Source organism: Pseudoalteromonas sp. Isolate6, assembly GCF_022398435.1.
Lineage (GTDB): Bacteria > Pseudomonadota > Gammaproteobacteria > Enterobacterales > Alteromonadaceae > Pseudoalteromonas > Pseudoalteromonas galatheae.
On record NZ_JAKEVK010000043.1, the window covers coordinates 1 to 15593 of the forward strand.

Here is a 15593-nt window from a genome sequence, read left to right on the forward strand (position 1 = left end):
AATCATAAGGGGTGTCCGATGGATTTAGGTGCACTTTTTAAAGGTAGATCAAAAACCCCCATATTGGCAGCGTTAATCGTTGTTCTCTTATGCGGTTCACTTTCTTATTGGCAATTGCAAAGAGCACAGCAAAAACATGTGCTGCAGCAAAAAATTGAGAGAAAAAAGGCGCAAGACGTAATTAACGGACCGCAAGCAACGCCCCTGCCGCTCACTCAAAGTATTAATGCTGAGGTTTCGATAACAGGGAGCTTTGTAGACGGTGCTGTTTGGTATTTAGATAACCAAGTTGTAAAAGGCCGGATTGGTTTTGATGTGATTGGTATTTTTAAAATTTCCAAAACTGATGAGCACTTGGCTGTTAACTTAGGCTTTGTGCCGCAACAGGCTAGTCGCGTACCTACCGCTTTTTCTCTTCCAACCGGTACAGTTTCTCTACCTGTTTATATCAAATCTAGTGAAAACAAGCGGTTCACACTAGCCAAGTCTGCAGCAGATGAGGCGACAAGACAACCTGTGATCCAGTACATTGATGTCAATTACTTATCTAAGGAGTCAGATAAACCTCTTTTACCTTTAATCGCCTATATGACTAAAAATAGGTTGGCTGGAACTGAGCCTCACTATCAGCCTGTAGTAATGTCACCGCAAAAACATGAAGCTTACGCTTTGCAGTGGTTACTCATTGCCTTGGCCGCGTTGGTTATTGGCTGGAAGCTTTCAAAAAAGGAGATTAAAAATGTCTAAAAGTGCAGCGTGGTTTATAGGGCTATTCGTACTCCCAGTGTTGTTGGCATTTATTGCTTTAAAAGTCGGCTGGATACCTGATGGTACCACTAATCATGGTGAATTTTTAAGTCAGGAGGTTCGTCAATCAGAGCTAGCGCTAGAGACCGAATGGAGTATTGTTTATCAGCGACCAAAGCAGTGCAATAAGCAATGCTCTTTACTACTCGACAGCTTACCTAATTTGTATTTAGCACTTGGGAAAAACCAGCAAAAAGTATCGCTTGTGGTATTACAAGATCAAAATGAAAAAAGTATTGAGTTCGCAACTTCTTTACCGATACACCTCAACCAGCTAGAAGATAATTATCTATATTTGGTTGATAATAAAGGGTTATTTGTACTTAAGTATGCACCGGTAGATAGTTTAGAAGCAATGCGAAATGTACAAAAAGGGCTTTTGAGTGATCTAAAGAAACTATTGAACTACTCTCGCTCTAGTTAGGAGGTAAATATGTCCAAGGTAAGAATAAAAGTCGCAGTATTTACCTGTTTTGTTGCAATAACAGTGGTGACACTTGGTGCTTTTACGCGTTTAAGTGATGCAGGACTTGGGTGTCCAGATTGGCCTGGGTGTTATGGCTTTCTAACGGTACCAAATGAGAGTCATGAATTATCGGCAGCCAAAGACAACTTTCCACATTTAGATGTGGAAGAAGAAAAAGCTTGGATTGAAATGATCCATCGCTATTTTGCCAGCTTTCTTGGGTTGCTTATATTAGTACTTGCATGTGTGAAACTGTTTAGTAAGCGAGAAACGGAGGGTCCTAGTCGTCATTATTACTTGCTGTTATTGCTCGTGTTATTTCAAGGGGCACTCGGCATGTGGACCGTGACTATGAATTTACAGCCAGTCATCGTGATGGGTCATTTGCTAGGGGGGTTTAGTATTCTTGCATTGCTGGTGTTATTGGTTCTAAGGCTGAAATACAACACTATTACTGCTAGCGTAACTAAGCTTACCTATCGCTTATGTTATGTGGCTCTTGGTGTGTTGATTATCCAAATTGCGTTGGGTGGGTGGCTTGCCGCCAATTATGCTGCACCGCATTGTACTGGGTTGCCGCTCTGTGACAATCTGCAACTTTTTTCGTGGCAGAGTTTATTGACGCTTCCAGAAGCCTCAGCGACTTACGAGTTTGGAGTGCTACCGTTCGAATCTAGAGTATCTATTCACTTCATCCATAGGGTGTGGGCAGTCACTACTGTTTTAATGCTACTTGCAGCGTGCTGGCCGTTGCTCAAAGTTAGTCAGAATCAAATACTCAGACGCTCAGCGCTTGTCGTCTTAGCTTTAGTCTCTATACAAGTTTTGGTGGGGGCTGCAATAGTACATTTCCAGTTTCCTCTACTGTTGACACTATTCCATAATTTCATGGCGGCTATGGTGTTATTAGCAATGGTTAGATTGTGCTTTTTTATCAGTCTGGCGCAAAAAGTTGGGGGAAAGTATGTATCAATTAACTAATTTTCCAGAGCTCCAAAAAGCAACTACGCTATTCAAAGCTTATTTTGGCATGTGTAAGTTCAAAGTAGTATGTATGTTGGTGATCACTGCGTGGGTCGGGATGATGTTAGCACCACAAAGTGATAAAACATTATTGGCACAATTCATGAGCTTATTTGGCATTGGTTTACTCTCAAGTAGTGCAGCAGCTGTAAATCATATAGTAGATAGAGAAATAGATAAAAAGATGGCGCGAACACGAAACCGGCCGTTAGCGACAGACTCTGTTTCTGTATCATCAGCTCTAATTTTTGCGATAAGCTTGGCAGTTTCCGGTTATGCTCTTTTAACAATTTTCGCCAATCAACTGTGCGCGCTTCTCACCTTAGCTGCATTATTCGGTTATGCCGTGGTTTATACGTTATTATTAAAGCGCGCAACACCTCAAAACATAGTAATAGGAGGGCTAGCGGGAGCAATGCCCCCATTGTTAGGTTGGGTCAGTGAGACTGGCCAACTCGGTGCTGAGCCTTGGTTATTGGTAATGATCATTTTTGCGTGGACACCACCGCACTTTTGGGCATTGGCGATTGCCCGTAAAAGAGACTACGAAAAAGCCGGAGTTCCTATGTTACCAGTAACGCATGGAAATGAATTTACAAAACTCTGCGTGCTATTCTATACCATCATTTTGACTTTGGTTTGTTTGCTACCTTACTTAGTGGGAATGTCAGGCTGGATCTATTTGCTGGCCTCTGGTATAGCAAATGTTGCTTTCATCTACAAAGCCACCAAACTTATGAAAACAAATAGTATAGAGTATGCGATGAGCGTATTTTATTTCTCTATCTGGCATCTTTTGATAGTGTTCGTTGCACTTTTTGTGGATAAAGCATTTATATGAAAAAGTTACTCTTAATCGTCTCTATTTTTATACTGTTTGGTTGTGGACCTGCACCAGATGTATCAGAAAAAGTGGTTTGGTACCCTAAACCGAAAGCTGTCAAAACGTTTGAATTAAAGGATCAATACGGTGAGGTAGTTACTAACCAAGACTTTACAGATAAATGGAATTTACTATTTTTGGGTTACACCAGTTGCCCAGATGTTTGTCCTATGACGCTGTTGAAATTAACTCACGTATATCAATCAGTAGAAAACAAAGATAGCCTTCAAGTATGGTTTATTTCAGTCGATCCTGAAAGGGATACAGAGGAAAAGCGTTTAGCCTACATTAGGCACTTTGATCCTGATTTTAAAGCGGTATCTGCTGAGCACTCTGTCTTATTTCCATTTGTTAGAGATCTCGGTTTAATTTATGCGATAAATCAGGAACAGACGAAAGAATATTATGTTGATCATAGTGCATCTGTAGCATTAATTAATCCAAAAGGTCAGCTTGAGGCTATTTTTAAGCCAACACATGCAGCAGGAGCTGTACCTACAATTGATGATAAATTACTTCTAGCCGATCTAGAAAAGATCATCAATTAATCTTATAGCGGCACTATTCAAGCTCGGTGTCGCTCTACTATGTTATCTCTAACACGTTAATTATTTGCGGATTTTTAATCAATCTTTGTGGCATTTTTACCATCACGGTCTAAGCTAATTTTATTACTCATTTTTACAAGGATAGTCTTCAGCTCATGTTGAAACTTCCACCTGAAATGGCGATTAACCATGTGGAAAGCCTGTACCATCAGATTTTCCAAGACTCTATGGAAACATCAGACATCACGATTGATATCAGTGAAGTACAAAGAGCCGACACGGCATCTATACAACTGCTATGTGCCGTACAGAAGCACTTGCTCTCGTTAGAACATAAAATTGTATGGCATGGTGAAAGTGAGGCTTTAGCGCAGGCGGTAAATGAGTTGGGATTAACCCATTATCTATTCCATAGTATTGAAAATTAAGAGGTGAATATGAAAAAGATTTTAGCTGTGGATGATTCTGCGTCAATGCGCCAGATGGTTGGCTTTACTTTGAAAAAAGCAGGTTTTGAAGTCACAGAAGCAAAAGATGGGAGTGAAGCGCTGTCTATTGCCAAACAGCAAGGGTTTGATGCTGTGATCTCTGATGTAAATATGCCTGTGATGGATGGAATTACTCTTATTAAAGAGCTGCGCAGTCTACCCAACTATAAGTTCACTCCTTTGCTAATGCTGACAACTGAGTCTGGATTAGATAAAAAAACAGAAGGTAAAGCGGCGGGTGCAACGGGTTGGATAGTAAAGCCGTTCAACCCTGAACAACTACTAGCGGTATTGAAAAAAGTCATAAGATAGATACAGAGAGGCGTCGATATGAGTATTGATTTAAGCCAATTTTTTGATGTCTTTTTTGAAGAAAGCTTTGAAGGGCTAGACGCAATGGAAGCTGAGCTGTTGAATTTACAGCCAGGCCATGAAGACTCAGAAACAATCAATACTATCTTTCGCGCAGCACACAGCATCAAAGGTGGTAGCGGAACGTTTGGTTTTACTTCTGTCGCGAACTTCACGCATGTATTGGAAACCTTACTCGATCAAATCAGAGATGGTCGTCGACAGTTAACCGCTGAACATGTCAATTTATTGCTCCAATCCGTTGATTGTTTGAGAGCCCTACTAACTGCCTTGCAAGCTGAAGAAACACCGGATCTTTCAAACGCGAATGATTTGAAAGTCAAATTCGAGGTAATTTTAGGTGGTGAAGAGAATGCTAGCTCAGATACTGTAGATAACGCACCTCAAGGGCGAGAATCTCAAACTTATCAAGTTGATTTCAAACCGCTTCCCCACTTGTTTAAAACTGGTAATGAGCCACTTTACATGCTTAGTGAGCTATCAGAACTAGGTGATTTAGAAACTCACGCGTTTTGTGATGCGATACCTGAAATAGATGATTTCAATCCTGAGGATTGTTACTTAAGTTGGCGGTTATATCTGACAACTAGCCAACCTGAATCAGCGATAAAGGAAATATTTGAGTGGGTCGAAGATGACGCTGAAATCTCCGTCACTTTATGCGGTGGTTTATTTGAAGATGATGTGAGTGCCTCTGCAACGCCTGAGCCTGAGTTTGATAAGGAAAAAACTACGGGCAAAGAGACTCAAAATATTGATGTAACAAAAGCACCTTTAGCGGCAAAGGCTAAGCCAGAGACTAGTAAAAAATCTGCAGAATCGACTTCGATCCGTGTTGGAATTGATAAAGTTGACTCGCTTATCAATATGGTAGGGGAGTTAGTTATTACCCAAGCTATGTTGACTCAATTAGGTGAGCAAGAGCCAACAGAAAATACGCTTGCCGCAATGCAAGAAGGTCTCGCTCAACTTGCCCATAACACGCGTGATTTACAAGAAAATGTAATGCGTATCAGGATGCTACCTATTAGTTTTGTATTCAGTCGTTTTCCCCGATTGGTAAGAGATACGTCACAGAAGTTGAATAAACAGGTAGAGCTGAAACTGCTAGGAGAGCAGACAGAATTAGACAAAACCGTGATGGAAAAAATTTCAGACCCTATGGTGCATTTAGTAAGAAACTCTCTGGATCACGGTTTGGAAACACCGGAAGACAGAATAAGGGCCGGAAAAGATCCTGTCGGTACAGTGACACTGAATGCTTTCCACCAAGGCGGAAATATTGTAATTGAAATCATGGATGATGGCAGGGGCTTGAATACCGAAAAAATAAAAAACAAAGCAATTGCCAATGGCTTAATTCAAGCCACAGACGAGCTGACTACCGAAGAGGTTAACGAACTTATCTTTAGGCCCGGGTTTTCAACGGCTGATGAAGTGAGTGATATCTCTGGTCGTGGAGTGGGTATGGATGTTGTTCGACGAAATATCCAAGCATTAAATGGTAGCGTTGAAGTAACTTCTGCAAAAGGGGTTGGCTCGACATTTACAATTAGGTTGCCATTAACACTTGCCATTCTTGATGGCCAATTGGTTAAAGTCGCCAAACATACCTACATTATTCCACTTATCTCTATTGTCGAATCGTTGCAGATACAAATTAAAAAAGTGAGCAAAGTCGGTAATGGTTTAGAAGTGCTCAGGCTAAGGGATGAATACATTCCTATACTCCGCTTGTATCAACTATTTAACCATGATGGCGCGATAGAAGAGTTAGATAAGACTTTGCTGGTAGTCGTTGAGAGTGACAATCATAAAGTAGGATTGCTGGTGGATGATTTATTGGCGCAGCAGCAAGTCGTAATTAAGAGCCTTGAAGCAAATTATCAGAAAGTAAATGGGATCTCAGGGGCGACAATTTTAGGTGATGGTAGAGTTTCTTTAATTGTCGATATTAGTGGTCTTATCAAACTAAGTGGCTTAAAGCGCCCTGGAACCCAAGAGTTATTGGTAGAGCAAGAGCTGGATGAGGCGGTGTCATGATCACTGAGAAAGCTTCTATTAATGAGCAAGTCATACTTGCCGACAGGGATGGGGACACACAATTTCTCACCTTTATGATGGCTGGCGAAGAGTACGGTATGGATATTTTAGCTGTACAAGAGATTAGAGGGTGGGAAGAAGTTACTGCTATTCCAAACTCACCTCAGTATGTGAACGGTGCAATAAATTTACGTGGCACGATAGTACCAGTCATAGATTTAAGAGTTCGATTCGGCCTACCACAGATCGACTATGGGGCCCTAACAGTTGTCATCGTTGTTTCTGTTGTAATAAAAGAGGCAACAAAAATTATGGGGTTAGTTGTTGATGCGGTATCTGATGTATACAGCATCGATGAAGAAACAGCGAAAGATGTTCCAGACTTTCAAGACTCGGAAAATAGTCAATTTGTACAAGGACTTGTTAATGTTGGTGAAAAAATGGTCGTACTTTTGAATTTGAAGAAGATATTGGATCTTGAAGTAAAGCATAGCGAGCAATTGGTTGTCGGGGGATAACATGAGCGATCAAGCATTAGCAAATCAACTCAATAATAGAGTTCTGATTGCAGGTGGCATCATATTTGTGGGCTTGGCAATTAGTGTTCAGATGTTGAATATTAATATGTCTACACAAGTCTATGTTGCAATGTTTATAGCTGCTGTCAGTGTGGTACTGGCAATTCTACTACTTAAGCAAAGCGCAAACTTACTGCTTGTTAAGTTACATGATGTTGAAAAAATCATTCCCGCTATAGAAAGTAAAGATGCGAGCTTGCTGAATGCAAGTAGTGTGTCATGTCAATCATCTTTATACAAAGCGGTTGCAAATTTATTAAATGGTGACGCGGCAGATAGTCAAGACCATAGCCAAAGTTTGTTACTGGCTTTGAAGGTCTGCCAAGCCAACATTATGCTGGCAGACGCCGCACTCAATATTGTGTACTTGAACGATTCAGTAACAAGTATGCTGCGTAAGAATCAGGCTAGGTTACAGCAAGAGTTATCTGGTTTTAACGTTGATAGCTTGATTGGTGCAAATATTGACATATTCCATAAAAACCCTAGTCATCAAAGAGGGATCCTAGCTAATTTGACTCGTCCACATGTCGCGCAAATAGAAGTGGCAGGATTGACCTTTGATCTTATCGCCACACCTGTTTTCGACGATGAAGGACAAAGGATCGCGACTTTAGTTGAGTGGAAAGACCTTACAAGAGAATTAGCGCTAGAGAAAAAGCAGGCGGATTTGGCGAGCCATAATGCTCGTATATCTAGCGCGCTGGACGTTTGTCAGGCAAACGTAATGCTAGCGGATGAAGGGTTGAATATTATTTATGTTAATGACTCTGTCGTTCGAATGTTGAGAGACAATCAAGCACAGCTAAGAAAGGCATTACCGAATTTTGATGTGGATACGCTGGTTGGGCAGTGCATTGACGTATTCCATACCAATCCCAGTCACCAAAGAGGTTTGCTTGAAAAACTGAGTGACGTCTATCGAACAGATATTAAAGTCGCGGGTTTTACGTTTGGTTTAATTGCGACACCGGTATTTGATGACGAGAGGAAACGGATTGGTACCGTCGTGGAATGGGATGACAAAACAGAACGCTTAGTTCGTGAAAAAGAAGAAAAAGCAGCAGCAGCTGAAAATTTACGCGTCCGAAGGGCATTAGACAACGTTTCAACGAATACGATGATAGCAAATGAGCAGTTTGAGATCGTTTACTTGAATCGCGCAGTGAAAGACATGATGAGAAATGCTGAGAGCGATTTAAGACGTGACTTACCTAATTTCGATAGTAACCACCTTCTAGGCGCGAATATTGATGTATTCCACCGTAATTCGAGTCATCAACGCAGTATGCTTTCTCGACTCGAAACTGAGTATAAAACCGAAATTACTGTTGGTGGAAGAACTTTTGGTTTAGTTGCTAACCCGATATTTGGTAGTAACCATGAACGTGTAGGTACTGTTGTCGAATGGGAAGATAGAACCACAGAAGTTACGATTGAGAAAGAAGTGAGTAGCCTAGTTCAGTCTGCAAATGGTGGCAATTTGAGTGCTCGTTTATCAGAAGATGGGAAAGATGGCTTCTATCTGAGACTGACACAGGGCTTAAATAGCCTAGTCTCCACAATTGATGAAACGGTTACAGACATGGGAGATATGTTAGATGCATTGGCAACCGGTAACTTAACTAGACGTATTGAAGGTGATTACCGTGGGGCTTATGAAAAGCTGAAGAAAGACGCAAATACTACCGCAGATAAGTTAACCGAGGTGCTGGGTCGAGTTCGTACTTCTGCAAATTTAGTTGCCAGTGGTGCTGATGAAATTTCCCAAGGTAACGCGGATTTAAGTCAGCGAACTGAAGAACAAGCATCCTCACTAGAAGAAACTGCTTCTAGTATGGAAGAGATGACGAGCACTGTTAGACAAAATGCAGATAACGCCAAAGTTGCGAACGAGTTGGCTGAAGAAACGTGTGACAAGGCGACTAAAGGTGGTGAAGTCGTTACACGAGCAGTCGAAAGTATGTCTGAAATTAATGATTCGAGTAAAAAAATTGCGGACATTATAGGTGTTATTGATGAAATCGCCTTCCAGACAAACTTATTGGCACTAAACGCTGCTGTTGAAGCCGCGAGAGCGGGCGAGCAAGGTCGAGGTTTTGCTGTGGTTGCTGGTGAAGTGCGTAATCTAGCTCAACGTTCTGCGGCAGCAGCTAAAGAGATTAAAGATCTGATCAGAGACAGTGTAAGTAAAGTCGAAGACGGTACGCTACTTGTGAATGAGTCTGGTGAAACGCTGAAAGAAATCGTAGAGTCAGTTAAGCGAGTAACTAATATGATTTCCGACATTGCCGAAGCTTCTATTGAGCAGAGTTCAGGTATTGAGCAGGTCAATAAAGCAGTGTCACAAATGGATGAAATGACGCAGCAAAATGCAGCCTTAGTTGAAGAAGCATCGGCTGCTGGGGAGTCGATGGCTGAACAAGCTAATGATATGAGAAGACTATTAAATTTCTTCACACTAGATGAATCATCAAACCGTAGCTTGGAAGCACCTGAGCCACCGAAAAGCTATAAAGCGCCAGAAAAACAATTACCAAAACGGGCAACGAATTCCAAAAAGGTCCCGCAGCAAAACACGAGAAGTAATCATTTTGCAGATGACTCGGAAGAGTGGGAAGAGTTCTAGGATAAGGTAATAGAGCTCCCCTACTTGGGGGGGCTGAAGGAATACGACGATGCGAGAGTTTCTGTTGACTGACAAGGATTTTTCCGAGATCGCAGCTCGGGTCTATGACACATGCGGTATAGTACTTGGACCGCATAAAAAGGAAATGGTTTACTCTAGATTAGCAAGGCGAATAAGAGCAAATGGATTGAAATCGTTTGAGGCGTATTTATCTTTTTTAGAAGAAAACCAAGATGTAGAGTTTAGTCATTTTATTAATGCAATAACGACTAACTTAACTTCTTTTTTTCGAGAAAACCATCACTTCGATTTTTTAGCAAAGAGAATAGTTCCTGAAATTATTGCCAGGCACAAACACGATAGAAAAGTCAGGATCTGGTCTGCCGGATGCTCAACAGGTGAAGAGCCCTACAGTATTGCAATGACCATTGCGAATGCTTTTCCTGGCGGCTGGGATGTCAAAGTGCTGGCAACTGATCTAGATTCCAATGTATTGGACAAAGCGAGCTTAGGAGAGTACACAGCAAGCAATGTTACGGGCTTAGATGAAGACAAGCTCAAAAAGTGGTTTCTTAGAAGTGCTGATGGAGCAATGTATAAAGTGAAGCCTAAATTGCAGTCCTGTATTCATTTCAAGCGGCTCAATTTGTTAGAGCCATGGCCAATGAAGGGGCCATTTGATGTTATTTTCTGTCGTAATGTTTTGATTTATTTTGATAAAGAAACCAAAGATAAGTTGTTTGAGCAATATCATGACATGTTAGTTCCCAATGGTTACTTACTTATTGGGCATTCCGAGACGATGGGAAAAGAGCACCTAGAATTTAAAAATTTAGGTAAAACCATTTATCAAAAAGGCCAGTTAAATGAGAGAGTTTAGACCGGTTCTCAGAGGCTTCGAACATGTAAAGCGCTTTTGGGATTCTGGGCGCGCTAAAGTCGTTGCAAAAGTACTTCCTGGGGAGTTCTATGTATCCAAGCAGGATGAACTGATTTCGACTGTACTAGGCTCCTGCATCGCCGCCTGCGTATACGACGAAAAATTAGGGATAGGTGGTATGAATCACTTTATGCTACCCGGAGCAAAGGCGCTAAGAGAGGTGCATGCGGATGACTTAAATTGCCGCTATGGTAATTGGGCAATGGAGTATCTGATAAATGAAGTACTCAAAAATGGGGCGTCTCGAAGCAATTTAAAAATTAAACTTTTTGGTGGCGGAAAAATCATCAGCGCCATGACTGATATTGGTGAAGGCAACATCAGGTTTGCGCAAGCCTATGTGGAAGAAGAAAGTCTGAATTTAATTTCACAAGATGTTGGTGGTCCTTGGCCAAGAAAAGTTATCTTCCATCCCCAAAGTGGCAAAGCGCAAGTTAAAAAGTTACGAACCATGCACAATAACACAATTGAACAACGTGAAGTGCGTTACTTACATGACATAGAGGCTCAAGACAATAAAACGGATATTGAGCTATTTTAGGTGTGAAATATGATCAAAGTTCTGATTGTTGACGACTCGCCGTTAATTCGTGGGTTGCTAAAAGAAATATTAAGTCAGGCGGATGGTATTAAAGTCGTTGGCACCGCAGAAGATCCTTATGAAGCTAGAGAACTCATTAAATCGACTTCGCCTGACGTATTAACGTTAGATATAGAAATGCCAAAAATGAATGGCATAAACTTTCTAAAAAACTTAATGCGTCTAAGGCCTATGCCTGTAGTGATGATCTCAACATTAACCCAGGAGGGGTCGCCCGCCACTATAGAAGCATTAGAATTGGGTGCAGTTGATTTTATTTCAAAGCCGACCAGTAATGTCGCTAACACTTTAATGTCTTATTCGGATTTGCTGATTAAAAAAATTAGGGTAGCGGCTGGTGCAAGAGTGAGGGCTTTTAAAGCACCAAGCCAAGAAAGTGAACTAGAAATTGGCCGTAACTATACATTTTCGCGTAATACTATTTTAGCAATAGGCGCCTCAACTGGGGGAACTGAAGCTATCAGAGAAGTGCTTATGCGATTACCAACACACGCGCCACCTGTTGTAATCACTCAGCATATTCCACCAGTTTTCAGTACTTCATTCGCACAAAGAATGGATCGCACCTGTGCTGTATCAGTAAAAGAAGCGGAAGATGGTGATATTTTATTACCCGGGCATGTGTTCATAGCTCCGGGAGACAAACATCTGAAGGTGGCACACACCACAACCGGATATGTATGCCGATTAGATGATACAGAGCCTGTTAATCGTCACAAACCTTCAGTTGAAGTGCTATTTAACTCCCTTATACCAATGGGCAAGCATGTTTGTGCTGCAATGCTCACGGGAATGGGCAGTGATGGCGCAAAAGCGATGCTAGCTTTGAAAGCCGCTGGTGCCAATACATTTGCGCAAGATGAACTTAGCTGTGTGGTATGGGGAATGCCTAGAGCTGCGTACGAGCTTGGTGCAGTACAAAGTCTGGTACCTTTGAGTAAGGTGACTGAAACTATGCTGAGCGCAGTTAAAAAGTAAGGGTAGGAGCGAACTTGTTCCTACCCAAAGCTGTTATTTCTCAATAACCCAAGGTTGTGAAAACCAATAATATCGGCCTGTGTCTTTGATCGAAGGCGCGGTACAGTTATATCGTGACCTTCCTATGGGCAGTGCTTTTGGGGTTTGGATACGTACGCTGGTTTCTGATAGCCACGTCAGCTCTGCTTGCCCAACACCTGAAACGTAGCATGCAAATTGACTCTGATGAAAATCCTTATTGTTAAAATGCAACGTGATTGCTGGCGTTTTATTATTCGTGACGCTATCAAGGTAATCTAATTTTTGTAGAGAGAACGCTTTGGTCTCGAGCTTAGTTTTTAATGTTTCTAAGCTGCTGTAATTTCCTGATGCGGGAAAGCGAGCGATACGTGTAAAATCTGAAGAAATACCAACCGCACCAGAGTGTTGTCCAATACCAATAAAGCCAAGCTCTGCCACTAACTTTTGTAATTCATGATTAAACTCGCCGTAGGGGTATGCGAGGTATGGGTAATCGTGGCCAATTTCTTCTTTAATACGCTGCTGTGACCATGTGATATCGTGCTCAATGCGTGCACGCCACTGCGCTGCTGTTTCATTTTTTAGTTTGAGATGGAGGTAATCGTGCTTAGCACTATGATTTGCGATAATAGCCCCGCGTTTTGCTAATGTTCTCAACTCATCCCACGTCATCACATAGCTTTTCTTTTCATCAATAAGTTGAGGGTTGACGAAAATGGTATAGGGAAAGCCAAAAGATTCCAGGATCGGGGCCGCCGCAGTGATATTGTTTTCATAGCCATCATCAAAGGTGATAGCTAACGTTTTTTCGGGTAGAGACTTACCTGCCTTTAGGCTATCTAGCAACTGTGGTAAAGGTATCACCGAAAAACCATGTTCTTTAATATGGTTAAGATGAGATTTAAAGGTTTCTTCACTCACGCTCGTAACCGCCGGGAGTTTCTCACTCACATGATGATACTGTAAGATAACCGCACTCCAACTATTTGCTGAGAATAGGGCCAAACCAAAAATAATATGTTGTATCAATTTCTTAAATGCCATAAAGCGCAACATCTGAGCCTCTTACTACTTGCAGGTCCGATGATACTATCAAATATTACGGTGCCACTGTTAGGATTAGTCGATACTGCAGTGATTGGTCATATGGGGGAAGCGCATTTTTTGGCTGGGATTGCGCTTGGCTCTAGCGCTATTTCGGTACTATTCTGGCTTGCAAGTTTTCTGCGAATGAGTACAACAGGAGTGATAGCTCAATCAAGCGGCCAGCAAGACCATGACAAGCTAACACGTTCACTATATACCAGTATGCTTATCGCGCTACTCTTTGCTGTGAGTTTGATTGTGTTATCTCCTCTGTTGATCCAAGTTATTGCTCAGCTTTCAAATGCTTCTACTGAAGTATTTGAGCAGGCAAAATTATATTTTCAAATCCGTGTATTTAGTGCGCCTGCAGCAATGTTGAATCTTGTGCTGCTGGGCTTTATGCTTGGGATGCATTATGGGCGAGGGCCATTTTACTTGGTGCTGTTCACAAATATAGTGAATATCGCCTTGGACATTTTATTTGTTGTCGGATTTGAGTGGGGAGTGGCAGGTGCGGCTTGGGCTTCACTCATTGCAGACTACTCGGCATTAGGCTTATCCTTGTTTTTGAGTGCATTGGTCGCAAAGCGCCACGGTATTGCGTTGAAATTCATTCTACCAAAGCGTGCGCAGTGGCTCAGCTTACTCACCTTGAATCGTGATATTTTTATTCGTTCCTTGATCTTACAACTCTGCTTTAGTTTCATGACTTTCTATGGCGCAAGGCTTGGTGAGGTTACGCTAGCGGCTAACGCCGTATTACTTAATTTTTTGATGTTAGTTAGTTTTGCGATGGACGGTATCGCTTATGCTGCGGAGGCTAAGGTCGGCAGAGCAAAAGGACAAGGCTCGTTGGGGCAATTGCAATTATGGGTAAAAGTAAGCCTGTTTTGGGGGGCTGCTTTTGCGCTTTTATACAGCGCTATTTTTTATCTAGCTGGTGGCTGGATCATCAGCTTATTAACCAATATCCCCGAAGTGATAACATTGGCAGGTACTTACTTACCTTGGTTGGTGCTATTACCTTTGATTGCCATGAGTTGCTTTTTGTTTGACGGTATCTTTGTTGGGCTTACTCGTGCTAAAGAAATGCGAAATAGCATGCTAGTTTCTGCGGTATTCGGTTTCTTCTTGCCATTTTTGATTGCCTTGCCACTCGGTAATCATGCGCTCTGGCTTGCGATGAGTTGTTTTATGGGGTTGCGTGGATTGACCTTGGCATATAAATATCACCAGCTCACTCGAGAGGTCGCTTTACTCGAATAATGGGGCTGCGTTAAGCAAATGGGTCGTTATCTTTTAGAGTTTGGCGGCGTTTTTCTCTGGCCTCGATAACTTGAGAAAAGCGATTAGCAAAAATACCAATATAACCGTAAAAGGCACAGCATAAACCAGGAAGCAAAAGCACTAAACCAGCGATTTGAAAGCGATGATCTTGATAGTAACCCAGTGCGATAAAAGCGCTCGCTAGTAACACAATAACAAGGCCAGAAAGGAAGAATTTGAGACTTCGCTTAGGGTGAGACCCTAAGCGATAAATGAGGGTTTTGCTCATTAATAGTAAGAATGTTCGCCGCGCGCGTGTTCCGTGATGTCACGTACGCCGTTGATTTCTTCAAACTTAGCGATCATCTCTTTTTCGATGCCTTCTTTTAATGTGACATCAATCATTGAGCAGCCGTTACAACCACCGCCGAATTGAAGTACAGCAATACCATCTGCGGTAATTTCTACTAGGCTAACTTGACCACCGTGATTGGCCAGTTGTGGATTTACTTCTGTCACAAGCATGTGCTCTACGCGCTCAGAAAGGCTCGCATCGTCACGTAATCGTTTAGCTTTGGCATTTGGTGCCTTAAGCGTCAACTGACTCCCCATTTTATCGGTAACGAAGTCGATATCGGCTTCTTCTAAAAATGGTGCACTTTCTTCATCAACGATGGCTTCAAAACCATTAAACGGTAAGCGGATATCGCTTTGTTCAACGGCATCTGCTGGGCAATATGACACGCCACACTCAGCTTGAGAGGTGCCTGGATTAACCACGAAAACTCTAATATTAGTGCCTTCAGCCTGATCGGCTAATAGTTTCGCGAAATGGCTTTGGGCAGAATCTGAAATATGGATCAT

17 protein-coding genes are annotated in these 15593 nt (G+C 42.0%); 14 read left to right on the top strand and 3 right to left on the bottom strand.

The features are described from left to right. The 13 genes from L1D50_RS08530 to L1D50_RS08590 form a co-directional block, all read left to right on the top strand. The coding region (locus L1D50_RS08530; RefSeq protein WP_239965882.1) for an SURF1 family protein at positions 1 to 747 on the top strand (747 nt) is incomplete at its 5' end. Beyond that, positions 740 to 1231: a transmembrane cytochrome oxidase associated protein gene (locus tag L1D50_RS08535; RefSeq protein WP_128725390.1), complete on the top strand. Its 492-nt coding sequence runs from the start codon at positions 740 to 742 to the stop codon at positions 1229 to 1231. The genes L1D50_RS08530 and L1D50_RS08535, both read left to right, overlap by 8 nt. 9 nt (positions 1232 to 1240) lie before the next feature. Further along, entirely contained in the window at positions 1241 to 2254 is a 1014-nt protein-coding gene (locus L1D50_RS08540; protein ID WP_128725391.1) for a COX15/CtaA family protein, read from the top strand. Next, positions 2238 to 3137, top strand: coding sequence for a heme o synthase (cyoE, locus tag L1D50_RS08545; protein ID WP_128725392.1), 900 nt, complete (start codon positions 2238 to 2240; stop codon positions 3135 to 3137). Before L1D50_RS08540 ends, cyoE begins: the two co-directional genes overlap by 17 nt. Next, positions 3134 to 3727: an SCO family protein gene (locus L1D50_RS08550; RefSeq protein ID WP_128725393.1), complete on the top strand. Its 594-nt coding sequence runs from the start codon at positions 3134 to 3136 to the stop codon at positions 3725 to 3727. Before cyoE ends, L1D50_RS08550 begins: the two co-directional genes overlap by 4 nt. 155 nt (positions 3728 to 3882) lie before the next feature. Then, entirely contained in the window at positions 3883 to 4155 is a 273-nt protein-coding gene (locus L1D50_RS08555) for an STAS domain-containing protein (RefSeq protein WP_128725394.1), read from the top strand. A gap of 9 nt (positions 4156 to 4164) precedes the next feature. Next, positions 4165 to 4527: a response regulator gene (locus tag L1D50_RS08560; RefSeq protein WP_128725395.1), complete on the top strand. Its 363-nt coding sequence runs from the start codon at positions 4165 to 4167 to the stop codon at positions 4525 to 4527. Between the two features lie 18 nt (positions 4528 to 4545). Continuing rightward, positions 4546 to 6630 (top strand): chemotaxis protein CheA, encoded by a 2085-nt coding sequence (locus L1D50_RS08565; RefSeq protein WP_128725396.1) that lies wholly within the window; start codon positions 4546 to 4548, stop codon positions 6628 to 6630. Further along, positions 6627 to 7148 carry a chemotaxis protein CheW gene (locus tag L1D50_RS08570; protein ID WP_128725397.1) on the top strand — a complete coding sequence of 174 codons (522 nt, stop codon included), beginning with the start codon at positions 6627 to 6629 and terminating at the stop codon, positions 7146 to 7148. Before L1D50_RS08565 ends, L1D50_RS08570 begins: the two co-directional genes overlap by 4 nt. A gap of 1 nt (position 7149) precedes the next feature. Continuing rightward, the gene (locus L1D50_RS08575) at positions 7150 to 9837 is read left to right on the top strand and encodes a methyl-accepting chemotaxis protein (protein WP_128725398.1); all 2688 of its coding nucleotides are present in this window, start codon (positions 7150 to 7152) and stop codon (positions 9835 to 9837) included. A 49-nt stretch (positions 9838 to 9886) separates the two neighbouring features. Further along, positions 9887 to 10717 carry a protein-glutamate O-methyltransferase CheR gene (locus tag L1D50_RS08580; protein WP_128725399.1) on the top strand — a complete coding sequence of 277 codons (831 nt, stop codon included), beginning with the start codon at positions 9887 to 9889 and terminating at the stop codon, positions 10715 to 10717. After that, positions 10704 to 11318 (top strand): chemoreceptor glutamine deamidase CheD, encoded by a 615-nt coding sequence (gene cheD / locus L1D50_RS08585; protein WP_010378457.1) that lies wholly within the window; start codon positions 10704 to 10706, stop codon positions 11316 to 11318. Before L1D50_RS08580 ends, cheD begins: the two co-directional genes overlap by 14 nt. A gap of 9 nt (positions 11319 to 11327) precedes the next feature. Continuing rightward, positions 11328 to 12356, top strand: a complete 1029-nt coding sequence (locus L1D50_RS08590) for a chemotaxis response regulator protein-glutamate methylesterase (RefSeq protein WP_128725400.1) — start codon at positions 11328 to 11330, stop codon at positions 12354 to 12356. Positions 12357 to 12389: 33 nt separating this feature from the next. Here the strand turns inward: L1D50_RS08590 and L1D50_RS08595 are convergent, their stop codons facing one another. Further along, complete coding sequence (locus L1D50_RS08595) at positions 12390 to 13433, bottom strand: polysaccharide deacetylase family protein (RefSeq protein WP_239965883.1); 1044 nt, start codon at positions 13431 to 13433, stop codon at positions 12390 to 12392. A gap of 27 nt (positions 13434 to 13460) precedes the next feature. Between L1D50_RS08595 and L1D50_RS08600 the strand changes: the two genes are divergently transcribed. Beyond that, a complete protein-coding gene (locus tag L1D50_RS08600) occupies positions 13461 to 14729 on the top strand; it encodes an MATE family efflux transporter (protein WP_239965884.1) in 1269 nt (422 codons plus the stop codon). A gap of 10 nt (positions 14730 to 14739) precedes the next feature. Here L1D50_RS08600 and L1D50_RS08605 read toward each other — a convergent pair whose 3' ends face one another. Continuing rightward, positions 14740 to 15018, bottom strand: coding sequence for a hypothetical protein (locus tag L1D50_RS08605; RefSeq protein ID WP_128725403.1), 279 nt, complete (start codon positions 15016 to 15018; stop codon positions 14740 to 14742). Further along, a complete protein-coding gene (gene nfuA / locus L1D50_RS08610) occupies positions 15018 to 15593 on the bottom strand; it encodes a Fe-S biogenesis protein NfuA (RefSeq protein ID WP_239965885.1) in 576 nt (191 codons plus the stop codon). The genes L1D50_RS08605 and nfuA overlap by 1 nt, the downstream gene beginning before the upstream one ends.

What these genes read in the sequence shown, in the direction of transcription:
- L1D50_RS08565 (WP_128725396.1), top strand. Translation starts at nt 4,546, where the DNA reads ATGAGTATTGATTTAAGCCAATTTTTTGATGTCTTTTTTGAAGAAAGC.
- L1D50_RS08550 (WP_128725393.1), top strand. Translation starts at nt 3,134, where the DNA reads ATGAAAAAGTTACTCTTAATCGTCTCTATTTTTATACTGTTTGGTTGT.
- L1D50_RS08535 (WP_128725390.1), top strand. Translation starts at nt 740, where the DNA reads ATGTCTAAAAGTGCAGCGTGGTTTATAGGGCTATTCGTACTCCCAGTG.
- cheD (WP_010378457.1), top strand. Translation starts at nt 10,704, where the DNA reads ATGAGAGAGTTTAGACCGGTTCTCAGAGGCTTCGAACATGTAAAGCGC.
- L1D50_RS08605 (WP_128725403.1), bottom strand. Translation starts at nt 15,018, where the DNA reads ATGAGCAAAACCCTCATTTATCGCTTAGGGTCTCACCCTAAGCGAAGT.
- L1D50_RS08560 (WP_128725395.1), top strand. Translation starts at nt 4,165, where the DNA reads ATGAAAAAGATTTTAGCTGTGGATGATTCTGCGTCAATGCGCCAGATG.
- L1D50_RS08590 (WP_128725400.1), top strand. Translation starts at nt 11,328, where the DNA reads ATGATCAAAGTTCTGATTGTTGACGACTCGCCGTTAATTCGTGGGTTG.
- L1D50_RS08540 (WP_128725391.1), top strand. Translation starts at nt 1,241, where the DNA reads ATGTCCAAGGTAAGAATAAAAGTCGCAGTATTTACCTGTTTTGTTGCA.
- L1D50_RS08570 (WP_128725397.1), top strand. Translation starts at nt 6,627, where the DNA reads ATGATCACTGAGAAAGCTTCTATTAATGAGCAAGTCATACTTGCCGAC.
- L1D50_RS08555 (WP_128725394.1), top strand. Translation starts at nt 3,883, where the DNA reads ATGTTGAAACTTCCACCTGAAATGGCGATTAACCATGTGGAAAGCCTG.
- L1D50_RS08575 (WP_128725398.1), top strand. Translation starts at nt 7,150, where the DNA reads ATGAGCGATCAAGCATTAGCAAATCAACTCAATAATAGAGTTCTGATT.
- cyoE (WP_128725392.1), top strand. Translation starts at nt 2,238, where the DNA reads ATGTATCAATTAACTAATTTTCCAGAGCTCCAAAAAGCAACTACGCTA.
- L1D50_RS08580 (WP_128725399.1), top strand. Translation starts at nt 9,887, where the DNA reads ATGCGAGAGTTTCTGTTGACTGACAAGGATTTTTCCGAGATCGCAGCT.
- L1D50_RS08595 (WP_239965883.1), bottom strand. Translation starts at nt 13,433, where the DNA reads ATGTTGCGCTTTATGGCATTTAAGAAATTGATACAACATATTATTTTT.
- nfuA (WP_239965885.1), bottom strand. Translation starts at nt 15,593, where the DNA reads ATGATCCATATTTCAGATTCTGCCCAAAGCCATTTCGCGAAACTATTA.
- L1D50_RS08600 (WP_239965884.1), top strand. Translation starts at nt 13,461, where the DNA reads ATGATACTATCAAATATTACGGTGCCACTGTTAGGATTAGTCGATACT.